Below are 18,845 nucleotides of genomic sequence, written 5' to 3' on the forward strand. Positions count from 1 at the left end.
TGTGGGCAGCGGCGGGGGTGTTGACCATTCTGCCGGGCATGCTGGTGATCTGGTTTGTTCGCAACCACGTGGCCAAGGGCTTTGCCCTGGGCCGGGTCTGAGGAAACGATGATGGAATGGATGAGCTGGACCGTCCCGACGGCGGCGTTTTTCATCGTGATCGGTTTGATCCTGGTGGGCATGACCACCTGGGAACTGCGCTCGCCGAGCATCCTGCGGCGAGGGTTTCTGCCGATGGCCACCACCCGTGGCGATCGCTTGTTCATCGGTCTTCTCGGCAGCGCCTACCTGCATCTGCTGGTGATCGGCGTGACCGACTGGAGCATCTGGGTGGCGTCCGCGTTGTCCCTGGTGTGGCTGTTGGCTGTGATGCGTTGGGGCTAGTCGAATCGCTCGGCAATGTTGCTCCGGAACTTAAACAGGAGGTCTCTATGTTCGACAAAAACAATAAGCTGCGACATAGCATTTCATTGGCAGCCATGCTGGCACTCAGCGGTCTGAGCGCATCCGCCTGGGCCGATGCCTACGAGGACGCGGCAAAAAAATGGATCGGCAGCGAGTTCAAGCCGTCGACCCTGACACCGGAGCAGCAACTTGAAGAACTGAAATGGTTCATCAAGGCTGCCGAGCCGTTTCGCGGGATGGACATCAAGGTCGTATCCGAAACCCTGACCACCCACGAATACGAGTCCAAGGTGCTGGCCAAGGCCTTCAGCGAAATCACCGGGATCAAGCTCACCCACGACCTGCTGCAGGAAGGCGACGTCGTGGAAAAAATGCAGACGGTGATGCAGTCGGACAAGAACATCTATGACGGCTGGGTCAACGATTCGGACTTGATCGGTACGCACTTTCGCTATGGCAAGACCGAGTCGATCACCGACCTGATGGCCAACGAAGGCAAGAATTTCACCTCGCCGACCCTCGACATCAAGGACTTCATCGGCATTTCCTTCACCACTGCGCCGGACGGCAAGATTTATCAATTGCCCGACCAGCAGTTCGCCAACCTGTACTGGTTCCGCGCCGACTGGTTCGAGCGCGCCGACCTGAAAGCCAAATTCAAGGAAAAATACGGTTATGACCTGGGCGTGCCGGTGAACTGGTCCGCTTATGAAGACATCGCCAGATTCTTCAGCGAAGACGTCAAGGAAATCGACGGCAAGCGCGTCTACGGACATATGGACTATGGCAAGAAAGACCCGTCTCTGGGCTGGCGCTTCACCGATGCCTGGTTCTCCATGGCCGGTGGCGGGGACAAGGGGATTCCCAACGGTTTGCCGGTGGACGAGTGGGGCATTCGTGTCGAGGACTGCCATCCGGTGGGCTCCAGCGTGACCCGTGGCGGCGACACCAACGGCCCGGCGGCGGTGTTCGCCACGCAGAAATACGTCGACTGGCTCAAAGCGTATGCACCACCGGAAGCGGCGGGCATGACCTTCTCCGAGTCCGGCCCGGTGCCGTCCCAAGGCAACATTGCCCAGCAAATCTTCTGGTACACCGCGTTCACTGCCGACATGACCAAACCGGGCCTGCCGGTGGTCAATGCCGACGGTACGCCGAAATGGCGGATGGCGCCGTCGCCACGCGGGCCGTACTGGGAAGAGGGCATGAAGCTGGGTTATCAGGACGTGGGTTCCTGGACCTTCATGAAGTCCACGCCCGAGAAGCAGAAACTCGCCGCCTGGCTGTACGCGCAGTTCGTGACCTCGAAAACCGTGTCGCTGAAGAAAACCATCGTCGGCCTGACGCCGATCCGCGAGTCGGACATCAACTCGCAAGCCATGACCGACCTGGCACCGAAACTCGGCGGCCTGGTCGAGTTCTACCGTAGCCCGGCCCGGGTGCAATGGACGCCGACCGGCACCAACGTGCCGGACTACCCGCGTCTGGCACAACTGTGGTGGAGCCACATCGCCGAAGCTGCCAGCGGCGACAAGACTCCGCAACAGGCGCTCGACGGCCTGGCCAAGGATCAGGACGCAATCATGACCCGCCTGGAACGCTCCAAGGCCCAGGCCACTTGCGCCCCGAAAATGAACCCCGAGCGCGACGCGCAATACTGGTTCGATCAACCGGGCGCACCGAAACCGAAACTGGCCAACGAGAAACCGAAAGGCGAGACCGTGAGCTACAACGAACTGCTCAAGTCGTGGGAGGCGGCACGCCAGTAAGCGTTTGTGCGAGACGTAACGGCACCCTCGGGTGCCGTTTTTTTCAGCTTTCGATTTCACGTTTCACCGCCCGGCGCACGGCTTTGAGAATGGCGCCTTCGAACGCGTTATGCCCGGCATGCAGCAAACGGCAGTGAATGTTCATGCGTTGCCGGAGCCAGCGCACGCTGGCCATGCCGAAGGTATCGCGGATGCCCTGGATCAGCAGGGTGTTGTCGTCGAGGATCAGGTGCTGATCCTTCGGCTGGAAGAAATAGCCGTGCAGGTGGTAATGCAGCTCCAGACGTATGGCGAGCACCGCTTCCTGATCGACGAAACGCTCCAGTGTGCCGGGACATACCCTCTGCCCCGTACGGCGCAAAACGGCATTCAACCATTCGATGGCGGCTTCTCGTTGTTGCGACGGGCAGTCTTCGCCGAGTACACGGAAAATGTCCCTGGCGCTCCGGCCTGATGCCGACTGCTGCATGAGTGCCTGATCGTAGGCCCGGACATTGGCCGAGAAAGGCACGAACACCGAAACCAGTGTGGTTTTCAGCAGGTGCCGGGGATAGCGCTGCTGGTAACGGATCGCCAGCCAACTGCCCCAGGAAACGCCCAGCACACTGATTTTTTCGAAGCCGAAGTGCTGGCGCAGGGCGTCGATGTCTTCCACGCAGAGCCCCGTCGTGTTGTCGCGCAGTTCGCCATACGGCGTGGAGCGTCCGCAGCCGCGTTGGTCAAACAGGATGACGTCGAAATGACGCAGGTCGAAAAATTCCAGGTGATGGCGGCTGATTCGCCCGCCAGGGCCACCATGCAGGAAAAACACCGGCTCGCCCCCCGTGACGCCGTGTCGTTCCCAATAGAGTCGATGACCATCGTCGGTCGAGTGAAAGCCTCTGCCATGCGGGGAAAACGTCATGCTTTCGCGACCTTCAGGCAATAGAACTGGAACAGTTCCATTTTTCCCGGACGCGCTGCAACGCTGGATTCCAGTTGCAGGTTGTGGGTGGCGGCGAGCCAGGTAACGGGAATCAGCACCGGGGTGTGACCGAAAACGAGGATTCTGCCGCCAGGCTTGACGCAACGGATGAGCGATTCGAATGCGGCCCGGGCTTCTCGGCGGGTCACGACTTCGGCGTTCAGGAAACGCAGTATCAACACATCGCAGTGAATGCCCGCATCAAAGGCTTCAATCGCATCGAGCAAGCGGAACTCGACGCAGGTGCCCCTGTGAGCTTGTCTGGCATGTTCGATCATCGAAGCCGAGCGGTCGCTCCCCAGAAACTGACAGTCCGGCAGGGCGCGAGCGAGCCGGGTAATGAACTCGCCGGTCGAACAGGCCGGGTCGTAGATCATCGCGCCGGATTCGGCGTTTGCCTGAAGCAGCCCCACGCAGTGTTCGCGCAAGTGTTGTTCATCGTCGTTCAACTGTTCGACAAGGGATTCACTGCATTGCCAGAAGTCAGCCGGACAGACCGCTTCCCGGCCGCAAGCGTCAAGCACCGGAAAGGGGAACACGATCTCGCTGTCAGCCTGACGCAATGCGCGCTCGAAGGTCTGCGTTTTTCGTTCGGCAGAAACCGCTCGAAAGTCGATCGACAAACCTTCGTTACCCCACAACGAATGAAGATGGGGCCCCAGCAGCATGCCGGGCTTGAGTACGCTTGCGGCCTGCCATCGAAAATGCCGATCACGTTGCACAAGCTTGCGGCCGACCCAGACCTCATCGTTCATTCGCAGGAAAAAAACATGATGCAGCCCGCTGCCGGGCGGTTCGATGTACTGGCCGATATCGCCATTCACGTTCAGGTGAAGGTTCATGGAACGGGCCAATGCCAGTTCCCGTGTACGATCGAGTCGGTTCATGCGGCGGTTCTCTTCAAGGTGCGGCCCCGGGTCTGCGGGATAACCACGTTGCCGCTGGAAACCACGAAGAAGCGCTCCAGTCCCGGGATCACCACGTTGACCAGGGTTGTGCCAAGCGCGGTTTGCTTCAGTATCGAAGCCCCCGGCGTACGGCCGTGGTTTTGCAGATCCTGGGTCAGCAGGTGCAGTTGCCGGGCCACGGTCAGCGGTTCACCGGGAGCGGGCAGCTTCTTCTCGTGCTGAGCGCAGCGATGCAGCAAGGTCTGCAGATCGAAGCGGGCGCAGCGCAGCAGGCGCGGAAAGGGCTGCAGGTTGCGCAATGCATTGTTCAGTTGCCGTTGGTACTCGGGTTCGGCGGCGCTGAGCTGCAATTGCACCAGTTCAGTGAGTGCCCGCCAGGCCGCATGACGCGGGTCGAGAGAGCAGCCGCTGCCGAAAACCTGTGAAAGGGCTCCTGGTTTCGTCGTGAACGCCAGAAAGGTTCGTGCCTTGAACTCGCTGCTGATATCGACCAGCACGATTTCACCGCCGATTTCCTGTTCGGCATCGTTCCACAGACGGCCGAGCTCGTCGGCACCATCAAGGCGGACGACCCGTCGCAGGGGCGGAAGGTTCTCGTAGTAGAAATGGTCGAGCAGAAACAGTGACACGGCATCGCGCTCGATGCATTCGTTGGTAGCGTGCAACATCGCTTCGCTGCAAGTGGCACCAATGGCGGTACCGCTGTTGCTGGCATAACGTTGCACGGCGCGGCAGTCGGCCATGTCCGTTGACGAACAGGGACGTGTACCGTTGGGCGACGTCAGAGCAACCGGATAGGAAAACAGGTCTTGCCCCGATGGACTGACATAGCGCCGGCAGCGGATGCGCCTGTTTCGTTGGCGGGTCAGCCGCTGCAGAAGCGAATCATCGGCAAAGATTGGCGTGTCGTTGAAATAGTGCCCCGTCTCGATGTGTCCTTCGGTGGCAGGTCGCTCATCCGTCCAATAATGCTCAAGGGCTTCATACAGCGCGCCCAGGCGAGCCTGATCCGCATAGCCCTTGCCCCAGCCACGGGCACGGCGATGGTCGCTGTCGTAAAGACTCGCCTGAACGGCAACGACGTTGCTGCCGATCGTGAGAATTACCGGCGAAAGGCCCAGGCGTGAAAGCTCTGTTTGAATACGTTGCGTTGCCTGATCGGCGGTGAGCTCGCGCTCGGCCATCCTTGTCTTGTCCATGATTTCCATCCTGAAAGCCCGCAGGGGCGCGACGCCCCTGCGGGTCCTGTCACTCGGCGTTCAGTTCTGCCTGCTCTTCCTCGGTCAGTTGCAGTGCTTCGATCTGCTCTGGCGAAGGGGTTTGCTGTTCGTCCAGTTCATCGATCGGGTTGGCGTTCCAGCTGCCGATGTAGCCCATGGTGTGTCTCCTTGGTTGTTATTTGGATGTGCCGTTGCAGGCACGAGTCGAATCTAGGAGGGCAGTGATGGCGGGGTCAAAAATGTCGGGAGGTTTCCGTCAACGGTTTTTACTCGTGTCGAAACACGTACTGATAAATCGTCGATTGACGCTTCAGAAACAGCGGGCGGCTGCGTTCAAACGGGTATTGGCGCAGAACAAAGTAAAGAGGCGGGCACCTGGACAATAAGGATTGGCGATGTTCTGTTTCCTGTCTTCGTCAGACGTTTCATCGCGAAGCCAAAGAAAAATCCCGCCCAAGGGGATCGGTGACGCTGCGGCGTCATTGTGCGGTGACTTTTCTGACAAAGATGGAGAAAACACCGCACAAATCTGCTTGAGGGCTCTAACGCTTTTGCGCAAAAGCGGGGAATACCAGACTGAATACCGTCATTGCCCCCGGATGGCTTTGCACCTGCGCAGTGCCCTGATGCAGGCTCATGATCGAACGCACGATGGCCAGGCCCAGGCCGGTGCTGCCCTGTGAGCGGGTGCGGCTGCTGTCGACCCGGTAAAAGCGGTCGAACAGATACGGCAGGTGCCGGGCTTCGATGCCTGCACCGGGGTTGCTCACCCGCAGCGTCACCTGAGTCGGTGCCTGTTCGATGAACAGCGAAACGGTTTTACCGGGCGGGCAGTGGCGCAAGGCATTGGAGAGCAGGTTCGATATCGCCCGCTGGATCATCAGCCGGTCACCCGAGACTCGAGCGCTGCCGACCACCTTGAGCTGGATCCGTTTGTCTTGCGCCGACAGGGAAAACAGCTCGGCCACCCTGAATGCCTCGTCCTGCAGCGCTATCGCTTCGAACGACGCGTGCGCCATCGGCTGGCTGGCCTGGGCCAGAAACAGCATGTCCGAGACTATCCGCGCAACGCGTTCCAGTTCCTCGGTGCACGACACCAGCACATCCTTGTATTCCCCGACCGGGCGCTCCCGTGACAGCGTGACCTGGGCCTTGCCCATCAGGTTGTTGATCGGTGTGCGCAGTTCATGGGCCAGGTCATCGGAAAACTGCGACAACTGCTGCACGCCGCTGTCCAGGCGATCGAGCATGACGTTGATGCCGTGTGCCAGTTCGCTCAACTCCTGAGGCAGGTTCACCCCCGAGAGCCGATGGTCGAGGTCCTGTGTGGTGACCCTGGCCGCCACCTTGCGAAACTCCCGCAGCGGCGCCAGTCCGCGCTGCACCGCGCCCCACGCGGTCAGGCCGATGAACACCAGCAGCAACGGCAGCGCCATCAGCGTCGAACGCAGATAGGCGCTGAGCAAAGCCTGGTCGTGGGCATTGTCCATCGACAGCAGCACCGGCACGCTGCTGCCGTCTTTCAGGCGAATCAGCTTCGAGGCGGTCAGGAACTTCACCCCGTTGTCATCGGCGCTGTCGCTGTAGGTCAATCGATCGCTCGTCAGCCGGAGCGCTTTCAATTCAATCCGTGGGTCCGTCAGTCCCGAACCGGACTTGAGCAGGGGCGAGCGTAAATTGTCCCGGTCATAGATCGTCAGTGTCAGGTTGTCATGGCCCATGACCTGATCGAGCAGAATGTGCGGCTTGCCACTGACTTCATTGGCATCGACATACAGCGACAGGCTGTGTTCGACCTGCGCCATCTTCTTTTCCAGGCTGTCCCGGGAGAGCGCATTGAGCTCATGGGTCAGCGCGAAATAGGCGAGGATTCCCAGGAACACCACCAGCAGCGCACCGAGAATACTGACCGTCAGCCCCAGTCGCAGCGACAGGCTGGCCGGCTTCATTCCCGGGCCTCCAGCACATAACCCACACCGCGCAGGGTATGGATCAGTTTGCTGTCGAACGGGTCGTCGATCTTCGCCCGCAAGCGGCGGATCGAGACCTCGACCACGTTGGTGTCACAGTCGAAGTTCATGTCCCACACCAGCGAAATGATCTGGGTACGGGTCAGCACTTCGCCGGACTGACGCATCAGCAGATGCAGCAAGGCGAATTCCTTGGTGGTCAGGTCGATACGCTGTTCGCCTCGAAAGGCCCGGTGGCGTCCCGGATCGAGTTCCAGGTCGGCGACCTTGAGCACCTGCGGTATCGGGATGTTCTCGCTGCGGCGCATCAGGGTGCGCACCCGGGCCAGCAGTTCCGGGAATTCGAACGGCTTGACCAGATAGTCATCGGCGCCCAGATCCAGCCCCCGGATCTTGTCCGCCAGACGCCCGCGTGCGGTGAGCATCATCACTCGGGTCGAATGGGTGCGGCGCAGTTGTTCCAGCAGGCTCCAGCCGTCCATCCCCGGAAGGTTCACGTCCAGAATGATCAGGTCATATGCCTGTTGCTGCGCCAGGTGCAAACCGTCAGCACCATTGACGGCATGGTCCACGATATAACCACTTTCGGTCAGTCCCTGATGCAAGTATTCGGCAGCTTTAAGCTCGTCCTCGACGACAAGGATTCGCATGATCTTTCACCCCTTATATTTAATGGGCATTTAATTAAGGTGGCCGGGAAAGTTGTTGTTTTTGTAAGGTCTTCCGGACAATTGTTGTTGCTGAATGGTGTGCAAGGTAAAGGCTGTAGCAGCTACAGAGTCAACGTCCGAGTCCTTTAAAACGGCCATCCGCGGCAGCCTGTCGCAGGGTGAAATCGAACTTTTCATGAATTCTGTTCAGGCAAGCGCTATTCGGCAGATAACTAACCCGTATTTGTTTCCAGGTATTGCTATAACGGGATCCGAATCTGAAATCCTAGAGCAAAACAACTTTCATTAAACGTGGATAACGGATTTGTAATTTTCCAGTCACCTTGTCGATAAGTTCAAAACCCTACCGTGGCGCAATCAAAGATTCTTGATTGAAGGAAGTCTTCCATTGCCCGGTTTAATAGAACGGACGGCGCGGTCACGCCTGAAAAAAACCGCCAGCGGCCTCTGGTTGCTGGCCTGTACAAGCCTTGCCAGTGCATCGACCCTGACACTCGATCAGGCCCTGCAAACCGCGTTTGCGGGTAACCCGGAGCTGGCCGCCGCGCAGTGGGAAATCGGTATTGCCGAAGGTGACCGCAAACAGGCCGGTCTGATTCCCAATCCCGAGGTTTCGTGGGAGGCCGAGGACACTCGGCGCCAGTCGCGCACCACCACGGTGATGCTCAGCCAGCCGATCGAACTGGGCGGCAAGCGTGGCGCGCGGATCGATGTGGCGAGCCGTGCTCAGGATGCCGCCGGCATCGAGCTGGAGCGCAAGCGCAACGCTTTGCGCGCCGATGTGATTCAGGCGTTCAACGCGGCGCAAACCGCACAGCAACGTTTGCAACTGGCCCGACAGTCGCAGCAACTGGCTGAACACGGTTTGCGGGTGGCGCAGGGGCGGATCGAGGCGGGCAAGTCGTCGCCGGTCGAAGGCACGCGGGCGCAGGTGCAGCTTTCCGAGGTTCGCCTCGAACTGGGCCGCGCCGAGCGCGATCAGGCCACTGCATACCAGCAACTGGCCCAGGTCATGGGCGCACCCTTGCCGACGTCGACCACTGTGCAGGTCGCACAACAGAACCTGACCGACGTTCCGCCGCCGACCCGCTTGCTCGAGCGTCTGAACGAAACGGCCGAGCTGCGTCTGGCCAGATTGCAGATCGACCAGCGCGAAGCGTCGCTGGGGCTGGAAAAGTCCCAGCGGATTCCCGATCTCACCGTCAGCATCGGCAGTCAGTACAGCGAAACCGAGCGTGAGCGGGTCAACGTGGTCGGGCTGTCGATGCCGATCCCGCTGTTCAACCGTAATCAGGGCAATGTGTTGGCGGCGGCGCGCCGCGCCGATCAGGCGCGGGACCTGCGCAACGCCACCGAGCTGCGCCTGCGCACGGAAGTCCAGACCACCCTTGAGCAATGGCAGACCGCCAACGGCGAAATCCGGGCGTTCGACCAGACCATCCTGCCCGCCGCGCAACGGGCGGTGGACAGCGCCACGCGCGGTTTCGAAATGGGCAAGTTCGGCTTTCTCGACGTACTTGACGCCCAGCGCACGCTGATCAATGCCCGCAACCAATACATCCAGGCCGTCAGTGAGGCGACCGACGCCCGGGTTCGCATCGAACGCATTTTCGGCGACCTCGGTGGCAACCGTTGAATTTCAATTTTCTGATCACTGCGCGATGGCACGGCGCAGAGGAGTTTTCATGGATAAAAAACTGATCGTGGTCGCTGCGGCGTCCCTGGCACTGGGCATCGGCATCGGCTCGATGTGGGCAGGCAGCGCAAGTATCGACGCCCACGCCGATGAAGCTTCGGAACATGCCGATCACGCCGAAGAAGGCGCTGCTGAAGGCGGGCATGGCGAAGAAGGACACATCGAACTGACTGCCGAGCAAATCGCAGCGGCAGGGATTCAACTGACCGCGGCCAAAGCACAGACCATCAGCCTCGGCCTGCCATTCCCCGGTGAAGTGCGCTTTGACGAAGACCGTACCGCGCACGTGGTACCGCGGGTACCTGGTGTGGTCGAGTCGGTGTCGGTCAACCTGGGGCAGTCGGTGAAAAAGGGGCAGTTGCTGGCGGTGATCGCCAGTCAGCAGATTTCCGAACAGCGCAGTGAACAGGCTGCCGCGCAACGGCGCCTCGCACTGGCGCGTACGACCTACGAGCGCGAGAAAAAACTGTGGGAGGACAAGATCTCCGCCGAGCAGGATTTTCTTCAGGCCCGCCAGGCCCTGGATGAAGCTGAAATCGCGGTGAACAACGCCCGACAAAAGATCAGCGTGCTCAGTGGCAGCGTGGTCGCCACCGGGGGTAATCGCTATGAACTGCGGGCACCGTTCGACGGTGTGGTAGTGGAAAAGCACATGACGCCGGGCGAAGTGGTCGATGAAACCACAGCGGCTTTTACGCTCTCGGATCTGTCGCGGGTGTGGGTCACCTTCGGCGTGTCACCGAAGGATTTGAACAAGGTGCAAGTGGGCAAACCCGTCTCCGTCAGCGCGGCGGAATTGAAGGCTGAAGTGACCGGCACCGTGGCCTATGTGGGCAGCCTGCTCGGCGAGCAGACCCGTACCGCGACTGTGCGCGTCACCCTGGAAAACCCGCAAGGCTCATGGCGCCCGGGACTGTTTGTGACGGCGCTGGTTGCCACCGACAGCCGTCAGGCTCAGGTCGCCGTACCGGAAGCCGCGATCCAGACCGTCGAGGACAAACCCACGGTGTTCATCCGCACCGACGACGGCTTCAAGGCGCAAGCGGTGGAGCTGGGCAGTCGCGCGGCGGGGCAGGTGGAAGTCACCGCGGGACTGGAACCGGGCGTGCAAGTCGCCAGCGCCGGCAGCTTTGTCCTCAAATCAGAGCTGGGCAAAGCCTCGGCCGAGCACAGTCATTAATCGCGGGAAACGCCCATGTTCGAACGCCTGATCCAGTTTGCCATCGAGCAGCGAATCATCGTGCTGCTCGCCGTTCTGCTCATGGCCGGCCTCGGTATCGCCAGTTATCAGAAACTGCCGATCGACGCCGTGCCGGATATCACCAACGTCCAGGTGCAGATCAACACCGGTGCGGCCGGGTTCTCGCCGCTGGAAACCGAGCAGCGCATCACTTTTCCGATTGAAACCGCCATGGCCGGTTTGCCGGCGCTTGAGCAAACCCGCTCACTGTCGCGCTCGGGGTTGTCTCAGGTCACGGTGATCTTCAAGGACGGCACCGATCTGTTCTTCGCCCGGCAATTGGTCAACGAGCGCCTTCAGTCCGCCAAAGAGCAATTGCCCGAGGGCGTGGAAGCGGTGATGGGACCGATCTCCACCGGGCTCGGCGAGATCTTCCTGTGGACGGTCGAGACAAAACAAGGTGCGCTGAAAGACGACGGCACGCCTTACACGCCGACCGATCTGCGGGTGATCCAGGACTGGATCATCAAGCCGCAACTGCGCAACGTTCCCGGTGTGGCGGAGATCAACACCATCGGCGGTTTTGCCAAGGAATACCAGATCGCGCCCGACCCGAAAAAACTCGCGGCCTACCGACTGACCCTCACCGATCTGGTGACGGCGCTGGAGCGCAACAACGCCAACGTCGGCGCCGGCTACATCGAGCGCAGTGGCGAACAATTGTTGATTCGTGCACCGGGGCAGGTGGCGAGCACCGAGGACATTGCCAACATCGTCATGGCCAATGTCGATGGCACGCCGATCCGGATCAGGAACGTCGCTACCGTGGAGATCGGTCGCGAACTGCGCAGCGGCGCCGCCACGGAAAATGGCCGTGAAGTGGTGCTCGGCACCGTGTTCATGTTGATCGGGGAAAACAGTCGCACGGTCTCGCAAGCGGTCGCCGCCAGGCTCGAACAGATCAACAAGTCCTTGCCCGACGGCGTGCTCGCGGTACCGGTGTATGACCGCACGCATCTGGTCGACAAGGCCATCGCCACGGTGAAGAAGAATCTCGTCGAAGGTGCGATTCTGGTGATCGCGATCCTGTTTCTGTTCCTCGGCAATATCCGCGCCGCGCTGATCACGGCGATGGTGATTCCACTGTCGATGCTGTTCACCTTCACCGGCATGTTCAGCAACAAGGTCAGTGCCAACCTGATGAGCCTCGGCGCGCTGGACTTCGGGATCATCGTCGACGGTGCGGTGGTCATCGTGGAAAACACCCTGCGACGACTGGCCCATGCACAGCAGCATCACGGGCGACTGTTGACGCGATCCGAGCGTTTCCATGAAGTGTTCGCAGCGGCGAAAGAGGCGCGGCGACCGCTGATTTTCGGGCAGTTGATCATCATGGTGGTGTACCTGCCGATCTTCGCCCTGAGCGGCGTCGAGGGGAAAATGTTCCACCCGATGGCGTTCACCGTAGTCATTGCGCTGCTTGGCGCCATGCTCTTGTCGGTCACTTTCGTGCCGGCGGCGATTGCGCTGTTCGTCACCGGCAAGGTCAAGGAAGAAGAGGGCGTGATGATGCGCGGCGCGCGTCGCGTGTATGCACCGGCACTGGCCTGGGTCATGTCCCGTCGCACGGTAGCGGTCGGTGCTGCGCTGGCAGTGATCGTGGTCAGTGGCGTGCTCACCAGCCGCATGGGCAGCGAGTTTGTGCCGAGCCTCAGTGAAGGTGATTTCGCCTTGCAGGCGTTGCGTGTGCCGGGCACCAGCCTCACGCAGTCGCTGGATATGCAGCAGCGTCTGGAGACGCTGATTCTCGATAAAGTGCCGGAGGTCGAGCGCGTCTTCGCCCGTACGGGTACGGCGGAGATCGCCTCCGACCCGATGCCGCCGAACATTTCCGACAGCTACGTGATGCTCAAACCCAAAGAGCAATGGCCTGACCCGGGCAAGTCCCGGGAAACCCTGATGGCCGAACTGCAACAAGCCGCCGCGACGTTACCGGGCAGCAACTATGAACTGTCGCAGCCGATCCAGTTACGCTTCAACGAATTGATCTCCGGTGTGCGCAGCGACGTGGCGGTCAAAGTGTTTGGCGACGACATGGAGGTGCTCAATGTCACGGCGGCGAAGATTGCCGCCGCGATGCAGAAGGTCAACGGCGCGTCCGAGGTCAAGGTCGAGCAAACCACCGGCCTGCCGGTGCTGACCATCAATATCGACCGCGACAAGGCTGCGCGTTATGGGCTCAACGTCGGCGATGTGCAGGACACCATTGCGGTGGCCGTTGGCGGGCAGAAGGCCGGGACGCTGTTTGAAGGTGACCGGCGGTTCGACATGGTGGTGCGGTTGTCCGATGCGATGCGCAAGGACCTTGAAGGACTGTCGGCGCTGTTGATTCCGGTGCCTGCCGTGAACGGCGCGACCAACCAGATCGGGTTCATCGCGCTCAAGGACGTTGCCAGTCTCGACCTGGTGCTGGGGCCGAATCAGGTCAGCCGCGAAAACGGCAAACGCCTGGTGATTGTCAGCGCCAACGTGCGTGGGCGGGATATCGGCTCTTTTGTCGCCGAGGCGGGCGACGCGATCGAGCGTGATGTGCAGGTGCCGGCGGGTTACTGGACCACCTGGGGCGGGCAGTTCGAGCAACTGCAATCGGCGGCCAGGCGTTTGCAGATCGTGGTGCCGGTGGCGTTGCTGCTGGTGTTCGGGCTGCTATTCATGATGTTCAACAACCTCAAGGACGGCTTGCTGGTGTTCACCGGGATTCCGTTTGCGTTGACCGGCGGGGTCATGGCGCTGTGGTTGCGGGACATTCCGCTGTCGATCTCGGCGGGTGTCGGGTTTATCGCATTGTCCGGTGTGGCGGTGCTCAATGGCCTGGTGATGATCGCGTTCATCCGCAACCTGCGGGAGGAGGGGCGTTCGCTGTCCGAGGCGATCAACGTCGGTGCGCTGACACGATTGCGACCGGTTTTGATGACCGCGCTGGTGGCGTCGCTGGGCTTCATCCCGATGGCCCTGGCGACCGGCACCGGGGCCGAAGTGCAGCGACCGCTGGCGACGGTGGTGATCGGCGGGATCCTGTCCTCGACCGTTCTTACGCTGCTGATCCTGCCGGCGCTGTATCAGATTGCGCACCGTCGGGAGGAGGAGTCACCTACGGCTGCCTAGTCATTTCTTGGTTTAACAAAAGGCCCGCAATTGCGGGCCTTTCTACATGACGGATATGTAATTTCGGCGCCACCGTCACGAAAGGTTCGGATTGTTACCTTGATCCCGTCAGTGACTTGAATGAGGAATCAACCATGAAACCTGTACAGATCGGTGCGTTTTTGTTGGCGTTGGCGGTGTCTTCCCTGGCGATGGCCGAAGGCGGCGGCGACCGGACTTTCGACCGGATGATGACCCACAACGACCGCTCCATGGAGCTGTTCGTTGCCAAGGAAAAGGCCCGGGATCCGGTTGTCGTCAATGACAAGAAAGATGACAGCCCCCAGGACCTGTAAGCCCGCCGCACTGAGACATGCCCGCTGTTGTGCATCGGTGCCGGGCTTTTTTATGGAGGAGAAAACATGAAGTTGATCAAATGGATGGCCTTCGCCGGCGTCATGACGATGTCCTTGAATGTGCTGGCCGAGGGGGGCGGTGATCGAACCTTCGAGCGCGCATTCAGCGCTAACGCAAAGGCTATGGAGCAATACGCGGCCGAACGAGGCAAAGCAGCTCCGGTGGTGAAGGACTACGAATACGGAATGAAGCTGGATGTGGTGAAAATAGTCAGCGTGGTGAAGCCACAGCCGGCCTGCAGCGTCGTTCCCACCGCGATGACCTACGAAGATTCGAACGGGCAGCTCAACACGCTCAAATACAGCGTGGCGGGTGTTTGCCGAAACAGTGGTGGCTGATGCTGCGCACCGCCACGGTGTGCAGCCCGTCATCGCGGCTGTGCGCGGGAGACCGGCGGGTCTGCCGCGCTTTTCCGTTTCCGGGCTATTTGACCGGCAATGGTTCCGTGTTCACGCTGGGTGCTTCGGGGAGTGCTTCATGGCTGAGTTTGCGGCGGGCAATCTCCGCGCCACGCTGGCGCAGGGGCATTTCGACAAAGCGGTAATTGAGTTCGCTCAGCACCACCAGCAGACTCACCGATGTCAGTAACAGTTCAAGCGTGAAACGCCCATCCAGCGGCACACCCTGACTCGCCGCCACACGGGTCCAGATTTCGGTGCTCAGGTGATTGGTGAAAACATGGATCACGTAAAGTCCATAGGACCGCGAGCCGAGCCACTGCATGAGACCGCCCATGAAAACCGGACAGTACATGTAACCTTTCTGATAGCTCGCGAGCCAGACAATCAGCGCCGCAACGATCGCAACCATACCGACTGCAATCGGCATGGCGATCAGCTGGATCGCGACGGATCCCAGCATGTAGAGCAGGAACAGCGTGCAAAGCAGCGGCTTGAGCGTTCCCTGGCCCAGCCCGACAGGTTCTATCTGCCGATAGAGACGAGTGCGGGTAAACAGGCACAGGAGAATTCCCCAGAGCATTGCATCCAGACGAAAGTGCGTAAGCAGGCTTCCGGGCTCGGCGTAAGGGTTGCGATCGATACCGAACTGCAAGGCAATGAGTGCGAACAGAGCAATGATTCGCCAGCGGGGAGCGGTAATAAACAGCAGAAAAAACGGAAATACGAAGTAGAACTGCTCTTCGAGTGCCAGGCTCCAGTATTGCGGGCTGGGGCCCAGCAGCGAGTTGAAATGCATCCCCAGATTACCGCTGAAGGTCGCGACGGCGGTGAAGCTGCGCAGATTGTCATACCACGAGCCGAAAGCGTTCGACTGGTTGTAAATGACGGAAAACAACAGCGGAATGAGTATCCAGAGCCATGCGGTGGGCAACAGGCGGTAGGCACGACGCAGCCAGAAACATACCGTTGCCAGCCCCGCCTGGCCTTGTGCGCGATGGTGGTCGAAATAGTCCAGATAGGCCTTGCTGACAACGAAACCGGAAATGCAGAAGAACAGATCGACCCCGGACCAGGGCATGAAGATCGAGAAGATTCTCAGCAGCGTATCGGTATGAAACGGCAACATCATGGTGACATGACACAGAAACGTCATGACCACCGCTGCCCCCCTCAAGTACTCGATTTCCAGGTTTTTACGGTGACTCATCAATCCCTCGTTATTCTTGTTTTCTGCGCAGGCGAAGATGACAGCAGGCTTGCTGTACGGTCAAGAAAACGATTTTGTCTCAAGGCAAAAAAAGGCGCCCCGAAGGACGCCAAAGGATTCACCTCTTACCAAAGGAGCAAGGCGCTTCTAAAGGTGAATGTGTTGCTCGTGAAACTCAGAGAATCGCCAGCGGGTATTCGACAATCACCCGCACTTCATCCAGATCCGACTCGAACGATGTGGCACGGGTGGTGGCCTGGCGCAGGCGCAGTGACAGATCTTTCATCGAACCGCTCTGCACCACGTATTTGACTTCGATGTCACGCTCCCAGCGCTTCTGGCCGGTCAGCGGATTGCCTTCGGCATCGCGGCGCATGTACACGGCATTGGCGTTGGAATAATCGGCGTCGGTGCCGCGGGCATAACGGGTCATGAACGACAGGCCTGGTACGCCGTAAGTGGTCATGTCGAGATCGTAGCGCACCATCCATGAACGCTCTTTCGGCGAGTTGAAGTCGCTGTACTGGATCGAGTTGTCGAGGAAAATCGAGTCGGACTGGCGCAGGTAATCGAAATCGTCGTTGCCGTTGTTGCGCTGGTGGGAGAGGGCGACGGAATGCGCGCCGAACTTCACGCCGACCCGGCCGCTCCAGATGTTGTTGTCGAACTTGCCGAGCCGTTGTTTGCCTTCATCGACCGCCTTGTAATAGTTAAGGCCACCGAACAGCGACAGGTCATCCGACAGCGGATACGTCCAGGCGGTGCCGGCGTAATACTGGTTCCAGGCATCTTTCAGGCGACTGGTGTACAGGCTGAAACCGAGGTTTTTGTTCAGCGCATAATCACCGCCGCCGTAGGCGATCCACGGTGAGTTGACCGGGCCGGCATAGAAGGTCGCGAAGTCCTCGCGCATATCGCTGGACACCGGCTGGCTCATGGCATGCAACCGTCCACCCTGGATCGACAGGCCCTCGATGCTGGTATTGGTCGCCGTCACACCACGAAAGCTTTCCGGCAGCAGGCGCGAATCACCTGCAGCGACCACCGGGTTGACCGGGAACACATCGCCGATTTTCACCACAGTATCGAACGCCCGCACTTTGACGGCACCACCGACCTTGGTGTATTCGTCCCGCGCTTTACCGTCACTGTTGACCGGCAACACATCGAACGAACTGCGGCCACCGTTGCGACCATCACCGGTATCGAGTTTCAGGCCGATCATCGCGAAAGCATCCACCCCGACCCCGAAGGTGCCCTGGGTGAAACCGGATTCGAACTTGCCGATGACCGCATGGGCCCAGGCCTCGGAATAACCATTGCCGGTGGGGCTGGACTGGCCGTTGCGGTGATCACGATTGAAATAGAAATTACGGTTGAGGACCGTCAGGCTGCTGCCTTCGATAAATCCTTCGGGCTTTTCTTCTGCAAACACCGTGGACGGCGCGGCGCCGACGACCACTGCCAGAGCGGCCATCGATATTTTTGTGTTGTTATTAACCATCAATCACTCCTGAGTTCGGCAGAACGGGAACGTGCTTCGGCGTGGCTTTAATTGTTCGACGGGCAAGGGCCCGCCGGATTGGTCGCCGGGTGACATCGTTGCAGGCTGCGGATAACGCGGAGGTGATGGGGGAATTACAATTTTGTTAGATCCCGCAAGTCAGGTCAGAGCCGCAAGGTGGTCGATCGTCTGTGGAAAACGCTCGACCAGTCGAATGAGTGTCGTCGCTTGAGCATTCGGCGTTGCCCGACCCTGTTCCCAGTTTTCGAGGGTTCGGGTATTGGTTCGCAGGTACATTGCAAAAACCGACCTGGAGAGGTTGAGTTGCTGGCGGATCGCAACCACTTCCTCGGCTGTGATCGGTAATAGTTTTGGTAACTGGACTTTGTGGGTACGAAGGGTGACCTTGCCCTGGCGCTCGTCGGCCAGAGCTTCAAGGCCCTCCATCAGTTCGGAAAAGATGTCACGTTTCATATTTGGGTTCTCGTGTTGATTTCTGTATCCAGCGCCTGTTTGAAGACTTTTTTCTGGGAAGGCAACAGATCGTCTTGCTCGTTTTTGCTGTACACGGTGAACAGCCAGAATTGGTCGAAACCGGACCACCAGTAATAAATCACTCGTAATCCGCTGCGCTTGCCTTTGCCGCGTCGTTGGTCGCAGAAGCGGATTTTACGCAGCCCGCCCGTGCCTTCGATGAGATCGCCCGCCTCGGGATTTTTCAGCAGCTCCAACTGAAAGCTGCGAAACAGCTCATCGTCCAGGTAATCGTCCCGGTGCTTCTGGAATGCGGGTAATTCTATAAAAAGAGCATCCATGTTCTGTACGTTACCTGCGTATAGTTTTGTCCCGATGATCGAATTGGTCAAGGCCTCCAGGCCATCCTTTTCGCCCTCTTTTCAACGGTAGTCATCGATCGTAAAAACACCTGTAGGACGAATCGGCCAGTATGGCGGGAGCATTCGACTGAATAGGGAGGAACCTTGTAATTGACGTGACCGAAAAAAACGCAGCACTATCCAGCCATGACTGCTCAACACCGAATGACAATGATGTGCTCCGTTATGACCGCTTCCGGCGGGCCATAAGGTCATGCATGTCTGGTAGATGACGTGTCACCCAAAGCCCCGCCAGAAATGGACGGGGCTTTTTCATTACCTGTCCGCACATTGCTCATGGAGAGAGAAATGTTCGAAATCAAAAGAGCCACCCCGGAGGATGCCGGGATCTGGGAGTGGCAGAGGTTTGCCTGGATGCGACTTTGAATGCAGCCGATTTCTACAGGCGCTGCGGTTACGGCGAGGAGGGGAGTGCGGTTTATCAATCACCTTCAGGTCTGCAACTGGCCTGCATGCCGATGGTGAAGAGACTGTGATGGCATAAACGCAAAAA

Annotated in this window: 17 protein-coding genes and 2 pseudogenes; 9 read left to right on the top strand and 10 right to left on the bottom strand. The window is 59.4% G+C overall.

What is annotated here, in order from left to right; translation table 11 throughout:
* From ACK6BI_RS26815 to ACK6BI_RS26825, 3 genes and pseudogenes are all read left to right on the top strand, one after another.
* Positions 1 to 101: pseudogene (locus ACK6BI_RS26815) on the top strand (carbohydrate ABC transporter permease); the annotation flags it as partial.
* Between the two features lie 10 nt (positions 102 to 111).
* Entirely contained in the window at positions 112 to 384 is a 273-nt protein-coding gene (locus tag ACK6BI_RS26820; protein ID WP_065258298.1) for a DUF2160 domain-containing protein, read from the top strand.
* A 47-nt stretch (positions 385 to 431) separates the two neighbouring features.
* Positions 432 to 2,174 (top strand): carbohydrate ABC transporter substrate-binding protein, encoded by a 1,743-nt coding sequence (locus ACK6BI_RS26825; RefSeq protein ID WP_409319487.1) that lies wholly within the window; start codon positions 432 to 434, stop codon positions 2,172 to 2,174.
* A 43-nt stretch (positions 2,175 to 2,217) separates the two neighbouring features.
* Here ACK6BI_RS26825 and ACK6BI_RS26830 read toward each other — a convergent pair whose 3' ends face one another.
* The 6 genes from ACK6BI_RS26830 to ACK6BI_RS26855 form a co-directional block, all read right to left on the bottom strand.
* Positions 2,218 to 3,078 (bottom strand): alpha/beta fold hydrolase, encoded by an 861-nt coding sequence (locus tag ACK6BI_RS26830; protein ID WP_409319488.1) that lies wholly within the window; start codon positions 3,076 to 3,078, stop codon positions 2,218 to 2,220.
* Positions 3,075 to 4,025 carry a class I SAM-dependent methyltransferase gene (locus ACK6BI_RS26835; RefSeq protein ID WP_409319489.1) on the bottom strand — a complete coding sequence of 317 codons (951 nt, stop codon included), beginning with the start codon at positions 4,023 to 4,025 and terminating at the stop codon, positions 3,075 to 3,077. The genes ACK6BI_RS26830 and ACK6BI_RS26835 overlap by 4 nt, the downstream gene beginning before the upstream one ends.
* Positions 4,022 to 5,245, bottom strand: coding sequence for a YcaO-like family protein (locus tag ACK6BI_RS26840; protein WP_409319490.1), 1,224 nt, complete (start codon positions 5,243 to 5,245; stop codon positions 4,022 to 4,024). The genes ACK6BI_RS26835 and ACK6BI_RS26840 overlap by 4 nt, the downstream gene beginning before the upstream one ends.
* Before the next feature lie 49 nt (positions 5,246 to 5,294).
* Positions 5,295 to 5,423, bottom strand: a complete 129-nt coding sequence (locus ACK6BI_RS26845; protein ID WP_260520089.1) for a hypothetical protein — start codon at positions 5,421 to 5,423, stop codon at positions 5,295 to 5,297.
* 385 nt (positions 5,424 to 5,808) lie between these two features.
* Complete coding sequence (locus tag ACK6BI_RS26850) at positions 5,809 to 7,215, bottom strand: heavy metal sensor histidine kinase (RefSeq protein WP_409319491.1); 1,407 nt, start codon at positions 7,213 to 7,215, stop codon at positions 5,809 to 5,811.
* Positions 7,212 to 7,886: a heavy metal response regulator transcription factor gene (locus tag ACK6BI_RS26855; RefSeq protein WP_409319492.1), complete on the bottom strand. Its 675-nt coding sequence runs from the start codon at positions 7,884 to 7,886 to the stop codon at positions 7,212 to 7,214. The genes ACK6BI_RS26850 and ACK6BI_RS26855 overlap by 4 nt, the downstream gene beginning before the upstream one ends.
* A gap of 409 nt (positions 7,887 to 8,295) precedes the next feature.
* Between ACK6BI_RS26855 and ACK6BI_RS26860 the strand changes: the two genes are divergently transcribed.
* From ACK6BI_RS26860 to ACK6BI_RS26880, 5 genes are all read left to right on the top strand, one after another.
* Entirely contained in the window at positions 8,296 to 9,543 is a 1,248-nt protein-coding gene (locus tag ACK6BI_RS26860) for a TolC family protein (protein WP_409319493.1), read from the top strand.
* A 49-nt stretch (positions 9,544 to 9,592) separates the two neighbouring features.
* Positions 9,593 to 10,783: an efflux RND transporter periplasmic adaptor subunit gene (locus ACK6BI_RS26865; protein WP_409319494.1), complete on the top strand. Its 1,191-nt coding sequence runs from the start codon at positions 9,593 to 9,595 to the stop codon at positions 10,781 to 10,783.
* Between the two features lie 15 nt (positions 10,784 to 10,798).
* Positions 10,799 to 13,948 carry a CusA/CzcA family heavy metal efflux RND transporter gene (locus ACK6BI_RS26870; protein ID WP_409319495.1) on the top strand — a complete coding sequence of 1,050 codons (3,150 nt, stop codon included), beginning with the start codon at positions 10,799 to 10,801 and terminating at the stop codon, positions 13,946 to 13,948.
* Positions 13,949 to 14,082: 134 nt separating this feature from the next.
* Entirely contained in the window at positions 14,083 to 14,283 is a 201-nt protein-coding gene (locus ACK6BI_RS26875) for a co-regulatory protein PtrA N-terminal domain-containing protein (RefSeq protein ID WP_409319496.1), read from the top strand.
* 66 nt (positions 14,284 to 14,349) lie between these two features.
* Positions 14,350 to 14,682: a DUF2790 domain-containing protein gene (locus tag ACK6BI_RS26880; protein ID WP_409319497.1), complete on the top strand. Its 333-nt coding sequence runs from the start codon at positions 14,350 to 14,352 to the stop codon at positions 14,680 to 14,682.
* An 85-nt stretch (positions 14,683 to 14,767) separates the two neighbouring features.
* Here the strand turns inward: ACK6BI_RS26880 and ACK6BI_RS26885 are convergent, their stop codons facing one another.
* The 4 genes from ACK6BI_RS26885 to ACK6BI_RS26900 form a co-directional block, all read right to left on the bottom strand.
* On the bottom strand, positions 14,768 to 15,952 hold the full coding sequence (locus tag ACK6BI_RS26885; protein WP_409319498.1) for an acyltransferase family protein: 1,185 nt from the start codon (positions 15,950 to 15,952) through the stop codon (positions 14,768 to 14,770).
* Positions 15,953 to 16,127: 175 nt separating this feature from the next.
* A complete protein-coding gene (locus tag ACK6BI_RS26890; RefSeq protein ID WP_409319502.1) occupies positions 16,128 to 17,429 on the bottom strand; it encodes an OprD family porin in 1,302 nt (433 codons plus the stop codon).
* 186 nt (positions 17,430 to 17,615) lie between these two features.
* Positions 17,616 to 17,930, bottom strand: coding sequence for a DNA-binding transcriptional regulator (locus ACK6BI_RS26895; protein WP_007951468.1), 315 nt, complete (start codon positions 17,928 to 17,930; stop codon positions 17,616 to 17,618).
* The gene (locus ACK6BI_RS26900; RefSeq protein WP_409319503.1) at positions 17,927 to 18,271 is read right to left on the bottom strand and encodes a toxin; all 345 of its coding nucleotides are present in this window, start codon (positions 18,269 to 18,271) and stop codon (positions 17,927 to 17,929) included. Before ACK6BI_RS26900 ends, ACK6BI_RS26895 begins: the two co-directional genes overlap by 4 nt.
* Positions 18,272 to 18,675: 404 nt before the next feature.
* On the opposite strand from ACK6BI_RS26900, the pseudogene ACK6BI_RS26905 reads away from it, so the two are divergent.
* Positions 18,676 to 18,828 (top strand): annotated as a pseudogene (locus ACK6BI_RS26905) (GNAT family N-acetyltransferase); the annotation flags it as partial.
* Between the last annotated feature and the right edge of the window lie 17 nt (positions 18,829 to 18,845).

Origin of the sequence: Pseudomonas sp. KCJK9016 (assembly GCF_046231795.1) — a bacterium.
GTDB lineage: Bacteria > Pseudomonadota > Gammaproteobacteria > Pseudomonadales > Pseudomonadaceae > Aquipseudomonas > Aquipseudomonas bananamidigenes.